This is a genomic window from Lysinibacillus sp. NPDC056185 (genome assembly GCF_047737915.1).
GTDB lineage: Bacteria > Bacillota > Bacilli > Bacillales_A > Planococcaceae > Lysinibacillus.
The window spans coordinates 24,185-40,283 of sequence record NZ_JBLLLQ010000011.1 but is presented as its reverse complement, the minus strand read 5'-3'; the positions used below and the strand labels follow the sequence as shown (position 1 = coordinate 40,283).

Genomic DNA, 16,099 nt, shown 5'->3' with positions numbered 1-16,099 from the left:
TATTTTATATCACATTAGTCTTGTATAATGTCATATTTATTGGTAAATTTATAGCAAATTAGAATTTCTATTTTATTCATCAGATAAGTAAATAGGGCGTATATATAATAGTCGGAAATTATCATATCCATTTTACCTTGGCGCATTTGCGTCCGGGGGGGCTATATCTTCTGTTAAAGATACATAAGGCGGTGAATGTAAGAAGCATGTCAGTATTAATTATTGGCAGCGTAAGTAATGATGTATTACGTCTGCAAAAATATTTTCATCGTATCGACATCAAAAATATTCATTGCTTTACAACAACTGACGCAGCAATGAATTATTTATCAGATTCTTTGAAAGAAGAGCTAGAAATAATTATTCTCGATGCAAAAATGACACTTAAAAATTGCGAGAACATTTGTCAACAAATTGACGAACTAAAAAACTGGATCGATGCCCCTATCCTCCTTTCTACTACTTACGAAAAAAGCATTACAATTGATAGGGTTTTTGAAGCTGGGATTTTCGACTTTATTTTAAAACCATTTGATTTCACTCAGTTTAAAACCCGGATTCAGGTGGCCCTTAAATATCAGAAGGAAACCAAGCTACGAAAGCAGCAAGAAAGTATGATTCAAAAAGATTTAATTGTCGCGAAGAAATTTCAAAAAAATGCACTATCTCCTCCATTGAATCTTGAGCATATTCAGATCGATGGACTTTATGTTACATCCAACACACTAGGAGGTGACATGTACTGCTGGTTTAAGATTAATGAACACTTAACTGCCATTCTTCTTTACGACGCAATGGGACATGGCATTGCCGCATCACTCGTTACAATGTCCATTAGATCTTTGTTAAAGGGAATAATCACGAAATTAATTGATCCAGTTTTAGTAATTCGAGAACTTAACCGCCAAATTTACGAGTTATTTTCTGATGAAGATATGGACCGTTTTTTAATGACAGCTATCTACATACTCATTGATATGAAAAACGGAACTGTACACTATGTTAATGCGGCTCATCCATCTGGTTTCTTATTTGGAAAATACGGAGAGACGGTGTTCCTCCCAGCAAATACACCTATATTAGGGCTATTCCCGACCATTCCTATTAATAAAAAAAGGATACCTTTATCCGGATGGCATCGCATAATACTTTATACGGATGGATTATTGACAATCAATGATCAACAAGTTGTTGATATGGATTTTTTCCATTCCTATGCATCACACGATAATGGCTATGCCTTGGAGAAATTTTCCCAAAAATACGATTTATCCGATAATTATTACAACGATGATATAACAGTAGTTTCAATAACAATTACATTACAGGGTCGGTGATTGATGATGGAATTCATACTCAATGTAAATCCTGATACACAAGCTATAGCTTATGTAGATCAAGTTATAGAGAATTATACAAATGTATATAATTTACCTTTTAAAAGAGAATTACGATTTGTCGTACATGAATTAGTTATTAATGCTGTGGAAGCTGTTAAGAAAAATGATCCATATTCCGAAAAGGCTATTCAAGTACACGTATCTCATTCTAATAAAGAAATAAAAATAACAGTTACTGATGAAGCGAAAGGAATCGCTGAAAAGGATTGGGATAAGGCTCTACAATTTGATTTAAACGAACTGGATTATTCAGATCGTGGGCGAGGTTTATTTTTCGTTAAAAATATGGTCGACCATATTTGGTTTGAAAATATTTCTGAAACGAAATTTTTAGTTGGTATTTCAAAAAAGATTCATGTATAAAGTTAACGTAAAATTGGAGGAGTTTTCATGAAGCTGTCAATCCGAAAAAAAATGAGCCTGTTAATATTCGGGTGTATTTTGCTACTCACTACACTTTTAGCAGGAATAAATTTTTATGTTGCCAAAAATAATCTTTTAGAAAGCGCAAATACAAAGCTTTTATCAGATATTCAATTGAGCTATGAATATTTAAATGCTAAATTCCCTGGAGAATGGTCCATTAAAAACAATCAATTGTATAAAGGTGACGTCAAAATAGTAGACAATTTTGAGGTAGCTGATAAAGTCGGAGAGCTAACAAACGGAAATGTCGTCTCAATCTTCCAAAACGATACTCGCATTAGTACAAATATAGTCGAGAATGGAGAACGTGCATTAAATACAAAGGTTTCTGATGAAGTTGCGAAAGTTGTATTAGGAGAAAAAAAACGTTTTATCGGATCAGCAAATGTCTTGGGGAGTATGCATCAAGGAGCCTATGACCCAATTTTAAATAGCCAAGGAGATGTTATTGGCGTATGGGCAACAGCTGTACCTACCGCTCCATATATAAGTATTGCTACAAAGTCTGCACTTGAAAATGTAGCGGTCTCCTTAGGAATTGCCATTTTAATGATTGTTGGGATTAGTTGGTTTTTACAGCGACAAATCATCACACCCATTAATATTTTAAGTACAAATGCCAAAGATTTAGCAGATTTAAATTTAAATGTAAAATTATTAAACCCAAAAGGTAAAGATGAGATTGCTGTTTTAGCAAATGCTTTTAGTGATATGAAGAATCGATTAACGGAAACGATGACAATCGTAGCTGGTAGCGCCAATCAAATAGCTAACTCATCGCATTCATTAGCAGAATCATCACATCAAACAAGTGAGGCTTCTAACCAAATCGCACTTACGATGAATGAAATTGCAGTCGGTACTACGACTCAATCTGATCAAGCTGAACAAATAGTGTCTATGATGCAAAAAACAATCGAAGAAGTATCGACCAGTTTACAAAAAGCCGAGAATACGTTAAATAGCGCTATAGAATCGACCCATTTTGCACGCCAAGGTGAAGAGGCGATCAATGAAGCTATAAAACATTTAAGCGATGTCACACAAACAGTGTCTTACGCAACAGATTCTATCCAAAAACTCGGTAAACGCTCTGAAGAAATTGGCGGCATTATTACTGTTATTACGGGTATTGCGGATCAAACAAATCTACTCGCCCTCAATGCAGCCATCGAAGCAGCACGAGCAGGTGAGCAAGGAAAAGGCTTTGCCGTCGTTGCATCAGAGGTACGCCAGTTAGCTGAACAATCAAGTTTAGCATCAGGACAAATTACAAATCTCATTAAAGATATTCAGGCTGAAACCTCTGTGACAGTTCGCACGATGGAAAGTAATCTACTAGCAGTAGAGGAGCAAGTAACAATTATCAATAAAGGAGGAACTGCATTAAAAGAAATCGTTGAAAAGGTCGAAGAAACAGAAAACGGCGTTGAGCAGATGAAGGCTGCATTTACGAATGTAAACAACAACTCCTTAGGGGTTCAACAAGCCATTCAAGATATTTCCCGTATCATTGAAGACTCCGCTGCAGCAACAGAGGAAATTGCCGCAACATCGGAAGAACAATATGCAACTGTGGCAGAAATTACACAAAGTTCAGACGAATTAGCATCGATTGCCGATAAATTACAAAACGAAGTCAATAAATTCAAGTTTTAACTTCTAAAGAATTAGAATTTCCTTACATGAAAAAGAAAATGGAGGCGCTATAGTATGGATCAGAAGAAAATTGCGATGGTTATTGACACAAAGTCTGATTATATTTTGATTGCGTTTACTGGCGATTTAGAATATGGGTCGATTGAAGAGATTAAAATTGAGCTTCAATCGTTAAGCTTGGAAACAAAGCATGGATATATTATCGATATGCAAAAGGTTACAAACATCGATAGTACCGGCTTTGGCATGATTGTCAATTTCGCAAAGAAAGTATCTGTAAAAGAAAAGAAAATCGCCATTATTGTTGTCGATGATTTCATTCGCAATTTGTTTGCTATTTCACAAGTCGATAAAGTATTCCCTATTACTAAAAGCGAAGAGCAAGCAAGACAGATCATTAAAGAAGGCTGGTTAGGTGAACTATCACTTAGCGAATACTAACCCTATCGTTGTCCCCCAAACATAAAAGTAAGTTGCATTCCTATTAAACGGAATGCAACCTACTCTTTTTAATACTGTAAAAGCATATTTACAAACACAACGATAATGACAAAAGGTACTACTATTAACATCAGTAGTCGATACGCTGAATAGAACCCCTGCCCCATTTGACTTCCTATTAATAATTCCTTCTTCACAAATTCTTTATCAACTACATACGCAATAAAGATAGCAATCAATAAGTTACCCAACGGAAGCATTAAATTAGAAACTAAAAAGTCAGTTGCATCAAAAATTGTTTTTCCAAAAATTGATACATCAGCTAATGTACTTGATGAAAGTGCTGCAGGAATCGCTGCAATAAAGACTACTACACCTAGTAGCATCGTCAATGCAGAACGAGACATACGTCCCTTCTCCATAAATGCCGCTACGATAATTTCATATAAACTGAAGGAAGAAGTTAGCGTTGCGAATAAAAATAATAATAAAAACATCGCTAAGAATATTTCACCCAATGGCATTTGACTAAATGCTGTTGGCAGAACCGTAAATAATAAGCCTGGTCCAGATGCCGGTTCTAAATCAAAAGCAAATACAACAGGGAAAATGGCTAATCCTGCTAAAAACGATACAAGCACAGTGAGAAGAACAACAGAGCCTGCGGAATTAGGTAAGCTCACATCTTTCTTTAAATAGGAGCTGTACGTCACAAGACAAGAAAATCCTACTGCTAAGCCAAAGAAGGATTGCCCTAACGCTTCCAATATTGCCTTTCCAGTTATATTAGAAAAGTCAGGCCACAAGAAGAATTTAACCCCTTCCATCGCTCCATCTAATGTTAAAGCCCTCACAACAAGCACAATAAACATAATGAATAATAAAGGCATCATCCACTTATTGGCCTTTTCTATACCATTTTGCACGCCAAGTGAAATGACTAATACATTTACTAGCGTAAACAGCCCTAAACCTAGCAATGTAATCCAAGGTGTTCCTACAATCTTTGCAAATAGTTCACTAGGATCAACGGAAGGATCAATAACAGCCCCAGTCACACCAAGGCCACTATATATAAAAATCCAACCTCCTACAACACTATAAAAACTTAATAATAGAAAACAGCCGAGCACTCCCATACGACCAACCCAAGCCCAACCTGTTTTCGTAGGTGCAATTTTTTTATAGGCAGTCACAGCCTCAGACTGTGTACCACGACCTAAAATATATTCTGATAATAACATCGGTAAACCAATCAACAATGTAAATAGCACAAAAATCAGGAAAAATGCTCCCCCGCCACTTTGTCCAGTAACATATGGAAGCTTCCAAATTGCCCCCAGTCCGATTGCAGCTCCAGCCGATGCTAAAATAAAGCCTAGTTTACTAGACCACTGACTCTTTTTTTCACTCATCTCTTCAAACTCCTCTAACTTACTCAACTCTTCCTTATTCTACAATAAAATAATACAGTCGACTAGATTAATTCTATATGTTACTTTTGCGTAATATTATCCAACACCTCAACCATTCTACATAAAAAACCTCGAACGCTTAACAGCTCGAGGTCTCATCCTAATTATTTTGTTAAATACATGGAACGCTGATGATCAATCCATTTACGCATTGTTGTGAATAGTAATGCCATGATGATAGTAATTAAAATACCCTTCACAATGTTAAATGGCAAGATACCAGCTACGATCATTTTATATAGTGAATCACCTACAACAGGCTCCATACCTAAAAAGTAAGTGTACATAGGTAAAAATACTGCATAGTTAAGGATGCTCATTCCTACTGCCATTACAATTGTTCCAGCAGCTAAACCTCCGATAAGGCCTTTAACTGTTTTGGAGCGATTAAAAACAAAGCTCACTGGTAAAATAAATAAAATACCTGTTGCAAAGTTCGCGATATGTCCTACCGGTACTCCCGTTGGCGTGCCTGAGAAAACCCAGTCCAACACATTTTTAAATAATTCTACTAAAATACCCGCTACAGGTCCCATAGTGATTGCTGCTAGTAATGCTGGCATATCACTGAAGTCCACTTCCAAAAACATCGGAAATGGCGGAATCGGGAAATTAAAAAGCATTAATAAAAACGAAATACTGCTCAGCATACCAATCGTAATATACGATTGAAGTTTAACATTTTTCTTCATAGAAAACTCTCTCCTCTTTGCTGATTCAATCTCGCAAGAAGAAAGGTTACGACCTAATCAATTATTATCATGAAAAAAACCCTTATGCAAAAGAGCATAAGGGAGAATAGGCATGATTAAAAAACGCCATTAATTAACTATTTTCTGAGCATACGCTGTGTGAAACCACATCGAAAAAACGCTCGTACATAGCTAAATTCATAACAATGAATGACGATCGTACCTCCATCTTCTCCCATCCAGACTTTAACTGTCGGCCTTGGAATTGCACCAAGTCAGCCATGCAAAAAAATTATTTGCACAGGTCGCGGGCTGAAGAGCCTTTAGTAAATCATGCGAGCTAATATGTCTTAAAGGAAACATTAGCGATTTACAACTCTATTACCGCCGGTCGGGATTTTCACCCTGCCCCGAAGATGAATCATTATTTTTTTATTTCATAGCCTTACTATAATGAATTATTAGAGAAAAGTAAATAGCTTTGCTTTAAAAAAATCCGATTAAACTTGTATGCTTTAATAAATACTCGTGAAAAGTAGCTTAAATCCTTATTCATCTCATCACCTATAGAGGCGAGAGACTTCGTAGGTGACGCTTCGCTTTCGCTACTGAAAATAATTGCTAAGTTAAATGACAAGAGCATTCACGCACATATAGTGGCGAGAATGCTCCAAAAATTTATTTATGTTCTGTTCGTCTATTTGTTGTTAGGCTGTTTATGGCATATATCGTTTATTGGCTCCTACAGGCTTTGGCAAGAATTTTTTTAAATCAAATCCTTCCCAGGTTTCCTGTACAACATTGTCTAAACGTATTTGTTGATCAAAGCTTGCAGCAGTGAGCATCATAGCTTCTATCAGTTGAGTTGCACGAACAGTATCCATGGTCGTTAAATCAAGCGACTCATCAAATGTAACAATAACGCCTTCTGCTACTTCTTTTACAGTGTATGCTATATTTTCTGGTACAACTGAAACGTATACATCATCATTTTTATTTCGCATATCGGTAAGCGCTTCTGTTACAGTGGGAAAAGTCTTACGAGAATCGGGTGATAAATATTCAGCTCCATTTTCATCTTTATATAAATAATAATTAAAATGATTTGAGCTTGTTAATGCCTTAGGATTACTTGGCTCTTCTTCCTTGGAAAATTTGTAGGCTGTACCATCAGGATTTTCAAACTCAATATCTTTATACTCTGAATCTGAGAATGTATCCTGTAAAGTCTCTAAATATTCATTAGTATCTGCTGAAGCAACATCATAATCATTTTTCTCCGGCAATACATGAACTAGTTTATCGCCCTTCTCCTTCAATTCTCCTTTATATGGATGATAGTTAGTAAAACCATTTGCTTTCTCATCAATTTGCGGCGCATACTTTTCATACATTTGTAATGTTGTAGGCTTTTTCTTCGGAAAATCAGTGGCAACTCGTTCATTTGGAATGATATACGTCATCGGTACGCTTTTCTTATCACGATTTGCCAAACCAATATGAAACACTACTGCTTCTGTTAAATCTTCCTCATAAACAGATGATCGTAGAGACATAATCCTTGAATGTTTTGCTACTATGTTGTTGGATTCCATAATCTTATCCTGGTTGACAAAGCTTTTCGCCGCTCGACTATCCTGCGATGTTGAATATTGAGAGGTTTCAGGAGCATTAGCCTGGTCTAATTTTGCATCATTATGATTCATGAACATAGAGCCTGTAATTACTGTTAAAGCGAAAACTGCTGCAACACTCATAAAGATTGGCCATTTACGAACTTTCTTCTTTGTTGTTGCAGTCTCGGTACTTTCTTGTTGCGTAGGAATACTGTGTTGTTGCTCTTGCGATGTTATTTCATCATCTATTGGTTGTTGTATAGCTTCTTGAAGATCGACATTATCCTGCAAGCGAGCATCTGTCAATAATCGATTTAATATTTCTTCTTTTGAACGGCGGTCAGAAAGCTTAGGGGCATTATTTAATAGATGCTCAAGTTGATCATCATCAAATTGGTTATGTGTCATTGCCGTTTCGCCTCCTGTTCTCTAACCTGTTGTAGCTGTTGCCGTAAAAATTTAATGGCACGATGCTGAGTGGTTTTTACCTTCGCTTCTGTCCAATCTAGTATTTGTGCAGTTTCTGCAATCGATAAGTCTTGAAAGTAGCGCATAATAATGACCATTTTTTGGTCACCTGTACAGTGTTCGAGTGCTACTTGCACCTGCATAAATTCATCACTGGCCTGCAATACGTCCTCCGGTGATGGTGTGGTTGAATGTAGCTGTTCCGTTTCCCAATCAAAAAAATCAAGTGAATGTTTTTGACGTACAGCCTGCTTTCTAAAATGATCAATAGCGACATTTTTAGCAATAGCAAAAAGCCAAGTCTTTTCACTACTATTTCCTGCGAACTGATCATATGAGCGCAATACACGAACATAAACCTCATGCGCTAAATCCTCAGCAAGTGTACGGTTTTTTACTAAATAAATAAGAAACTGGAACACGTCTTGATGATATGCATCGTATAACCGATGGAACACGGAGTCATTCAAAGCACTCCACCCCCGTTCTATTTATATTTGTCGTCTAAATGTCCACAGAAGTTACATCCAATTAATACCACTATTTAATAGTATTAATCAAAAGGTAAATAAAACGTGAAGGTAGTCCCTTCTTTCAGCACACTATCTACCATAATATTGCCTGAATGTGCCTTGACAATATTTCTAGCAATAGCTAAACCTAGGCCAGTTCCGCCTTTAGAACGTGTACGTGCCTTATCTGCTTTATAGAAACGTTCAAAGACATATGGTAAGTCCTCTTGCGGAATACCATGCCCTGTATCCTGAACAGAAACCTTGGCAAAGGTTGGTTCCTGCTCAACCTTCACTGTTACAGATCCTTCATCAGTATGACGAAGAGCATTATCAACTAAATTTGTTAAAACCTGTTCAATTCGATCCTCATCTATACTAATCGAAGCTTCGTCATTAAATTCACTGTCAAATATTAGACGAACATGTTTCTCTTTTGCAACCTGTGCAAATTTTTGAGTAATACGTTCAAATGTTGAATTAATCGGGAGCTCATCTTTGTAAAGCGTCATATGCCCCGATTCCATACGCGCAAGGTCTAATAAATCTGTTACGAGACGTCCCATACGTTTCGATTCATCATAAATAATTTTTGTAATTTCATTACGTTCTTCTTGATCTTGAATAAAATCATCATCCATTAGAGCCTCTGAATAGCCTTGGAGCATCGAAATTGGCGTTCGTAGCTCATGAGACACATTGGCAATAAAGTCTGAACGCAGTTTTTCTAAACGATGCTGCTCTGTCATATCACGAATAACCGCAACCGCTCCACGTATCGATTCCTCACTATAAAGAGGGCTAATCGTAAACGTATAGTAACTTCCATCCATCTCAATTTCTTCTTCAAGCTTATCCTCAAACATCAGTACATGATCGAGCATATGATAAAGCTCTGGCGGAATTGGCTTCGCACTTTGTGATCCCTTATTAACAAACCACGTTTGCATTAAACGGTCCGCTGGCGGATTACTTAATAATATTGTACGATCACGATTAAACGTAATAACTGCGTCTGTCATCGATGTTAATATATTGGAAAGCTGTTCATTTTCTTGATTGATCACTTCTAGATTGTGTTTCAATTGACGGCCCATTTGATTGAAGGCAACTGCAAGCTGGCCAATTTCATCATTTTGTGTAGTCGGCATCTTCGCTTCAAAATTCCCTTTAGAAATTTCAAACGCCAGCTCACGCATTTTACGTAATGGTGACGTAATACGTGATGAAAGGAAGAACGCAAAAAATGTCGTCAGCACAAAGGCAATGAAAGCAGATAAAAAGACAATTTTCGTCGTCTCTTTCGATGTTTTATGCAGCGCATCCGGACTTTGATAAATAAAGACAGCCCCGTGTACAGCATTTTCCACATTTAGCGGGAAACCAAGCACAACATACGATTCCAACTTTTCTTTGTCTGCAGAAGACGGCATCATCATTTCCTTAATAATCGGTTTATCTGATTGAAAAACTTCTTGGAACGATTTATTGGCTAAAATCATATCCTGTATTTCTTTTTTATTGACACCTTCCTGCATAGCGAAAGAAATTCTATCATGGTTAATAGCAATAAGTGCATTTGTACTTTCAGGTAAAATATCTTTTAATAATTCCGAAGTCGATTCTGCTGTTTCATTATCATCTACTATACTGGCAACTGTTGCTGCAGTTTGACGCAAGGAGCTTTCTGCTTGTTGCATATGGTAATTCTGAAGAAATTCAAGCATTAAAACCGTGAAAACAAACAATACAAATGAAACGAGAAGCAATATGGTTACCCATAGCTTCCCGACAACACTGTTCCATATTCTATTCATTGACAACCTCAAATTTGTAACCAACGCCCCATACAGTAACAATCATTTTTGCAGCGTTTTCAGATACACGGTTGAGCTTCTCGCGTAAACGTTTTACATGTGTGTCAACTGTACGTAAGTCGCCAAAGAAATCATAATGCCAAACTTCTTTTAGTAATTGTTCACGGTCAAATACTTTGTCTGGTGATTTAGCTAGGAAATAAAGCAATTCATACTCTTTAGGCGTTAAATTTACTTCAATACCCTCTGCTGTTACACGGTGCGCATCATGATCAATCATTAAATGTTGGAACACAACTAAATCTTTTGAAGAAGAAGCATTTGTCGAAGGTGAGAATGCTTGTGAACGGCGTAATATAGCCTTCACACGTAACACAACCTCACGAGGACTAAATGGTTTTACAATATAATCATCTGCTCCAAGCTCAAAGCCTTGTACGCGATTCGCTTCCTCGCCTTTTGCAGTTAATAAAATAATTGGTGTTGCTGCACGTTCACGGATTTCCGCACAAACTTCAAGCCCGTCTTTTTCAGGCATCATAATATCTAATAAAATACAGTGATACTCTTTTTCCAAAGATTTTTCGATCGCTTGTTCACCATTTTCTGCCTCGTCAACAAGGTATCCTTCTCGCTCTAAATACATTTTTAATAAGCGTCGAATACGATCCTCGTCATCTACTACTAATACTGAAATATTTTCTGACACTTTCACGATCCCTCTCTTCTAATCTTTCTCTACCTTCTATTGTACATGGTACAGCACTTATTGAAAAGAAAAGAAAGCCTTCTTGCCACAGCAAGAAGGCTCTTCTTTCCAATACTAGCGACGTAAAAATATCATATATGCTCAAAATCAACTTAGTCTATGCTGATGCGTATGAGTGTAAACCTGCAAGAATCAAGTTAACAGCAATTAAGTTGAATAAGATAATTCCAAAACCAATTAATGCTAACCATGCAGATTTTTCACCTTCCCAGCCTTTCGATAAACGTAAGTGTAGGAATGCTGCATAGAATAACCATGTAATAAGTGCCCATACTTCCTTCGGATCCCATCCCCAGAAACGACTCCACGAAAGTTGTGCCCAAATCATTGCAAAGATTAAAGCACCTAACGTAAATACTGGGAAGCCGATTATTACTGAACGATAACCAATTTCATCAACTAATTGTAAATTTACCCGTTTGACAAAAGGTTGGAAAATCGCACTAATTCTACGTCGTGCAATTAATCGAATCAATAAATATAAAACAGACCCTACTAATAATGACCACACAACTGATGTTAATTTCTTCGCATTAATGAGCGGAGGCATTTCTACTAACGGAGACATGCCATGTTCTTCAACCGCCTTATATTCATTCATACCAAATAGTGGCGGCATTTTGTATTCAATTTGACGTCCATTACCCTCTTTATCAACATAAGTATATGTTGAATCGTAACCCATTAAACTAAAAACGGATGTAGCAATTACGAAACCAACGACTACTACAAGGAAGAACATTACCGCTTCTAACCAGAAACGTTGTTTAGAAGGTTTCTTTAAATTAACTACTTTTAATAAATAAATTAGTCCTGCTACCGCACTAATTGCTAAAAGTGATTGCCCCAAAGCAGCTGTAATAACATGAATTGTTAACCAGTAACTTTGTAAAGACGGCATTAAAGGAGTTACCTCTTTCGGGAACATTGCTGCATAGGCAATTATTAATAACGCCACAGGTAATGCTACTAAGCCCAGAGCCGTCACGCGATAAATAAAATAAATCAAAACGAATGCCCCAACAATGAACATCCCAAACGCAGTCGTAAATTCAAACATATTACTAACAGGTGCATGCCCTGCATAAATCCAACGAGTGACAAAATAACCAAGCTGCGAAAGTAGACCTATAATTGTGACAGTGATCGCCACTTTACCCCATTTTTCGGTATTTTTGCCTGTAGCATTCGATTGCTTTATCGAACCACCAAATAATAAAGTTGCAACTAGGTAGGCTATGAAAGCTACAAATAATAGGTTTCTACTTATGTCAATCAAACTCATAAGGTGTTGTCACCTTCCTTTTTCTTTGTGGATTTCTTGACATCTTCTGACTTATCTAACTGATCTTCATATGGTGGTAGACCAGCAAATGTAGTGACTGTATCTAAATCCTTTTTCATACTGAACATATTTTTATTCACATGGGCAGCCATCAACACTCGACCATCAGGCTCCACCTGTAACCATAAACGTCGGTGGTTCCAATACGAGCCAATTACTACACCAATCATGAAAATAATACCGCCGACAAATAACAATGGTATCGTACTATCCTTACGAATTGTAAAGTTTGATGAATTACGCGTCTCTGCTCCTACGAATTTCATTCTATATTTGTTTTCACCAAGTGGTTCAAATGGCGGCTTCCTGATTTCTACAAAGCTTACTTCACCTTTTGGAGTTTCTGGTGTTATCATTTTAAATATAAATGCTGGGTTATTTGGTATTGATGTTTTTGTTTGTGGTTCACCATCTTTAAAACCAGAAAAATCTGGTGTATACACAAGAATCTTTACTGAGGAACCATTTCCTAAATCATATTCTTTTTTAGGATTCGTTAAATCAATTTCAATTTGACCTAGTGAATCTTCTTCTGTTGCTTTATTCACTAAATTAAAATTCATCTGTCTCAATTCGTCGAGGCGATAATTCATTTGATACAGTGCAAAACTGTTTTCTTTTAACGGATGATTGACACGAATAGAGTAATCTCTCAATTTTTTAAGATTATCTGTATCTCCAGGAAGAGCTCCGTCAGGTTGTTTGTATAATGTGATGTCTGTTTGATAGTTCTTCGCCATAGCATTGACACCTTGGTTAGATTGCTCATCCTGAGGTTTATCGTCATGGGTTTCCAAAATAAATTTATTATTTTTAATAAAATAGCCGTCCATACCTGGTATAGCTCGTGTCTCACCTTCACGGATCCAAATCGTCTCATCCACATAAAAACCAGGTACTAGGCGCAACATAACACCTGCTAAAAAGATAATGAGACCGACATGATTTATGTATGGGCCATATCGAGCAAAACGGCCGCGCTCTGCTAGCAATGCGCTTCCATCACGACGAACACGATATTTTAATTCAGTCATTTTTTGCTCAACTTTATCTAGCGTTTCATCAGGGTTTGGCACTTGTCCTTCCGCAACGATACGTTGACGCTTCATGAAACTTTCATGACGTTTAACGCGTTGATTTTTTAGAGACTTGTGTAATGGTAAACCACGGTCTAAACTCGCAACAATAATAGATATCGCAAGCATACCCACTAAAATTTGGAACCACCAAGTGCTATACAAATTAGAAAGTCCTAAATTATTATAGAATTTGCCCAACCAACCATACACTTTCTCATAATACTCCGCTTTACTAGGTTCAGGGGCATTAACATACATCTCTTGCGGTAGTATTGTTCCAATTGACGCTGCGACTAACGTTATAATAATAAGAGCAATCCCGACTTTTACATTCGAGAAGAAATTCCAAATTTTATCAACGATTGTTGCGTTATACGTTTTTGAGCGAATCGCCATTCCGTCATAGCGCATATCAACAACTTTTGTTTGTTTACCTTCCTCAGTTAAAGGACGACCACATTTCTCACAAAGCTTCGTGCCATATGGGTTACTATGACCACAAGCACAAATAATGTTTTCCATAGTCATTTACTCCTTATTTTGGCTTCACTAATTCCATGTACGAAGCAATTTTTCCCTCCGCTATTTCACCAGTAATAATTTTGACTACTTTACCATCTGGATCAATAAGGAGAGTTGCAGGTAAATTACCTACATTGTAGGTAATACTAACGCTTTTCGTTTTGTCAATAACTACTGGGAACGTTAATTTGTGTCTATCGACAAAATTCTGTACTTCAAAATTTGTTTCCGCAATATTGACCGACAATGTTTGTACACCCTGATCTTTAAAGGCTTGATACTGACGGTTTATTGCAGGCATTTCCCTCTCACACGGCGGACAAAAAGTTCCCCAGAAGTTCAAAAACACTCCCTGCCCTTTATAATCAGACAGCTTATGTTTCTCACCGTTTAAATCTACTAACGTGAAGTCTGGTGCTTTAGAGCCCACTGCTATTAACTCTACTTTATCCTTTGTTGCTGTTCCGTATACCGTGTAACCAATTGCTAAGACTAAGACTGCCAAAATAATGGTACGAATGACGAGACGTTTTTTCTTTTTCTCCAAGTTAATAAACCCCCTATCAATTTACGGCTTAAAGTAACTACAACTGACGCTAAGCTTTTCATACAAACATTCATATGTATAGATTACACTGTCTAATTTACAGCATTGACATGTTTGTCAAATTTTACATTCATCATGAACTTGTGCGTCAAACACCACCTTGCAAACCGTGGAAACGATTTCATCAAGATGCAACTAATCTAGGTTAGCTATTCTCACCTATTATAGCAAAATGAAACAGAAACGCTTAGCTAATAATTATGAATGATTTATGAACGATTTCACTAATAAGAAAGTGAATACATTGCTATTACACATAGAAGTATCACTTTCTCATAGAAAATGCTTATTTATCCGATTTTTCCTGTCTCCGCTAACACACGCAATTGCTTCACTTCATGCTTTGTTAATTCACGATATTCCCCTGGAGTTAGTCCGAATAAATCTAAAAAGGCAAAGCGTTCACGTTTTAGTTTAACTACTGGAGTACCAATCGCCTCGAACATGCGACGCACTTGACGATTTCGCCCTTCGTGGATCGTAATTTCACAGATTGCCTTACCTGCTTTTTCATCAAATGAAGTCATACTAACCATTGCAGGAGCTGTTTTGCCATCTTCTAACTTAATTCCTCGTTGCAGCTTTTTTAAGCCTTCAATCGTTGGAACACCTTTAACACGGGCAATATATGTTTTATCGATTTTAAACTTTGGATGCGTCAGCATATAAGAAAATTCACCATCATTTGTCAATAGCAATAAACCAGATGTATCATAGTCGAGACGGCCAACTGGGAAAATTCGTTGCGGGATATGCTTAAACAAATCTGTGACAGTTTTGCGTCCTTTGTCGTCTGTTACAGCTGAAATCGTTCCACGTGGTTTGTATAGTAAATAATAAACCTTATCCTCTTTCTCAAGCTTCACGCCTTCTACTTCAATCGTATCTGAGTTGGAAACTTTCGTACCTAACTCACGCACTACGACTCCGTTCACTTTAACTTTACCTTCTACAATCAATTGTTCTGCCTTACGTCTAGACGCCACACCCGCATACGCAATGACCTTTTGTAATCTTTCCATTCTTTCACCTCTAATTTTCTTTCACCTTGGTTTGACACCAAGCATTAAACCTCATTCGCACATTATGAATAAGGTTATTTTTCCCGCTAATCTGTGAAAATTATGTCATACTTTTATACATTATTAAAGAAAAACTAATTATGCATAAATAATTAAATGATTTGAAATAGTTTTTATCAACTAGTTTCTGGATAATTTGCACTTAAATATTAAGGATTATCACCATAGTGTGGGGTTAATTTCTGTTCC

Annotated in this window: 14 protein-coding genes and 1 riboswitch; of the genes, 4 read left to right on the top strand and 10 right to left on the bottom strand. The window is 36.9% G+C overall.

Annotated elements, in window-relative coordinates; all coding sequences use genetic code 11:
* The first annotated feature begins 206 nt into the window (after positions 1 to 206).
* The 4 genes from ACMZ42_RS12835 to ACMZ42_RS12820 are packed head-to-tail and all read left to right on the top strand — an operon-like array spanning position 207 to position 3,926.
* Positions 207 to 1,337 carry a SpoIIE family protein phosphatase gene (locus ACMZ42_RS12835; RefSeq protein WP_415731704.1) on the top strand — a complete coding sequence of 377 codons (1,131 nt, stop codon included), beginning with the start codon at positions 207 to 209 and terminating at the stop codon, positions 1,335 to 1,337.
* Positions 1,338 to 1,340: 3 nt separating this feature from the next.
* On the top strand, positions 1,341 to 1,763 hold the full coding sequence (locus ACMZ42_RS12830; RefSeq protein WP_370075021.1) for an ATP-binding protein: 423 nt from the start codon (positions 1,341 to 1,343) through the stop codon (positions 1,761 to 1,763).
* A 27-nt stretch (positions 1,764 to 1,790) separates the two neighbouring features.
* Complete coding sequence (locus ACMZ42_RS12825; RefSeq protein WP_415731703.1) at positions 1,791 to 3,485, top strand: methyl-accepting chemotaxis protein; 1,695 nt, start codon at positions 1,791 to 1,793, stop codon at positions 3,483 to 3,485.
* A 54-nt stretch (positions 3,486 to 3,539) separates the two neighbouring features.
* A complete protein-coding gene (locus ACMZ42_RS12820; protein WP_370075023.1) occupies positions 3,540 to 3,926 on the top strand; it encodes an STAS domain-containing protein in 387 nt (128 codons plus the stop codon).
* Positions 3,927 to 3,994: 68 nt separating this feature from the next.
* Here the strand turns inward: ACMZ42_RS12820 and ACMZ42_RS12815 are convergent, their stop codons facing one another.
* The 10 genes from ACMZ42_RS12815 to ACMZ42_RS12770 form a co-directional block, all read right to left on the bottom strand.
* Entirely contained in the window at positions 3,995 to 5,341 is a 1,347-nt protein-coding gene (locus tag ACMZ42_RS12815; protein ID WP_415731702.1) for a sodium-dependent transporter, read from the bottom strand.
* A gap of 164 nt (positions 5,342 to 5,505) precedes the next feature.
* Positions 5,506 to 6,093: an ECF transporter S component gene (locus ACMZ42_RS12810; RefSeq protein WP_370075025.1), complete on the bottom strand. Its 588-nt coding sequence runs from the start codon at positions 6,091 to 6,093 to the stop codon at positions 5,506 to 5,508.
* Between the two features lie 223 nt (positions 6,094 to 6,316).
* Positions 6,317 to 6,515, bottom strand: a riboswitch (FMN riboswitch).
* A 294-nt stretch (positions 6,516 to 6,809) separates the two neighbouring features.
* Positions 6,810 to 8,117: an RNA polymerase subunit sigma gene (locus ACMZ42_RS12805; RefSeq protein ID WP_415731701.1), complete on the bottom strand. Its 1,308-nt coding sequence runs from the start codon at positions 8,115 to 8,117 to the stop codon at positions 6,810 to 6,812.
* On the bottom strand, positions 8,114 to 8,647 hold the full coding sequence (sigX, locus tag ACMZ42_RS12800) for an RNA polymerase sigma factor SigX (protein ID WP_370075027.1): 534 nt from the start codon (positions 8,645 to 8,647) through the stop codon (positions 8,114 to 8,116). The genes ACMZ42_RS12805 and sigX overlap by 4 nt, the downstream gene beginning before the upstream one ends.
* A gap of 83 nt (positions 8,648 to 8,730) precedes the next feature.
* Complete coding sequence (locus ACMZ42_RS12795; protein WP_415731700.1) at positions 8,731 to 10,506, bottom strand: ATP-binding protein; 1,776 nt, start codon at positions 10,504 to 10,506, stop codon at positions 8,731 to 8,733.
* Entirely contained in the window at positions 10,499 to 11,215 is a 717-nt protein-coding gene (locus ACMZ42_RS12790; RefSeq protein WP_049668637.1) for a response regulator transcription factor, read from the bottom strand. Before ACMZ42_RS12790 ends, ACMZ42_RS12795 begins: the two co-directional genes overlap by 8 nt.
* A gap of 157 nt (positions 11,216 to 11,372) precedes the next feature.
* Entirely contained in the window at positions 11,373 to 12,560 is a 1,188-nt protein-coding gene (gene ccsB / locus ACMZ42_RS12785; RefSeq protein ID WP_415731699.1) for a c-type cytochrome biogenesis protein CcsB, read from the bottom strand.
* Positions 12,557 to 14,221, bottom strand: a complete 1,665-nt coding sequence (locus tag ACMZ42_RS12780) for a cytochrome c biogenesis protein ResB (RefSeq protein WP_415731698.1) — start codon at positions 14,219 to 14,221, stop codon at positions 12,557 to 12,559. The genes ccsB and ACMZ42_RS12780 overlap by 4 nt, the downstream gene beginning before the upstream one ends.
* A gap of 13 nt (positions 14,222 to 14,234) precedes the next feature.
* Positions 14,235 to 14,768, bottom strand: coding sequence for a thiol-disulfide oxidoreductase ResA (gene resA / locus ACMZ42_RS12775; protein ID WP_370075031.1), 534 nt, complete (start codon positions 14,766 to 14,768; stop codon positions 14,235 to 14,237).
* 350 nt (positions 14,769 to 15,118) lie between these two features.
* Positions 15,119 to 15,850 carry a pseudouridine synthase gene (locus ACMZ42_RS12770; protein ID WP_370075032.1) on the bottom strand — a complete coding sequence of 244 codons (732 nt, stop codon included), beginning with the start codon at positions 15,848 to 15,850 and terminating at the stop codon, positions 15,119 to 15,121.
* Positions 15,851 to 16,099: the final 249 nt, after the last annotated feature.

Coding starts and splice junctions, on each gene's coding strand:
- ACMZ42_RS12815 (WP_415731702.1), bottom strand. CDS start 5,341: ATGAGTGAAAAAAAGAGTCAGTGGTCTAGTAAACTAGGCTTTATTTTA.
- ACMZ42_RS12820 (WP_370075023.1), top strand. CDS start 3,540: ATGGATCAGAAGAAAATTGCGATGGTTATTGACACAAAGTCTGATTAT.
- ACMZ42_RS12805 (WP_415731701.1), bottom strand. CDS start 8,117: ATGACACATAACCAATTTGATGATGATCAACTTGAGCATCTATTAAAT.
- ACMZ42_RS12835 (WP_415731704.1), top strand. CDS start 207: ATGTCAGTATTAATTATTGGCAGCGTAAGTAATGATGTATTACGTCTG.
- ACMZ42_RS12825 (WP_415731703.1), top strand. CDS start 1,791: ATGAAGCTGTCAATCCGAAAAAAAATGAGCCTGTTAATATTCGGGTGT.
- ACMZ42_RS12770 (WP_370075032.1), bottom strand. CDS start 15,850: ATGGAAAGATTACAAAAGGTCATTGCGTATGCGGGTGTGGCGTCTAGA.
- ACMZ42_RS12810 (WP_370075025.1), bottom strand. CDS start 6,093: ATGAAGAAAAATGTTAAACTTCAATCGTATATTACGATTGGTATGCTG.
- ACMZ42_RS12795 (WP_415731700.1), bottom strand. CDS start 10,506: ATGAATAGAATATGGAACAGTGTTGTCGGGAAGCTATGGGTAACCATA.
- ccsB (WP_415731699.1), bottom strand. CDS start 12,560: ATGAGTTTGATTGACATAAGTAGAAACCTATTATTTGTAGCTTTCATA.
- ACMZ42_RS12830 (WP_370075021.1), top strand. CDS start 1,341: ATGATGGAATTCATACTCAATGTAAATCCTGATACACAAGCTATAGCT.
- ACMZ42_RS12780 (WP_415731698.1), bottom strand. CDS start 14,221: ATGGAAAACATTATTTGTGCTTGTGGTCATAGTAACCCATATGGCACG.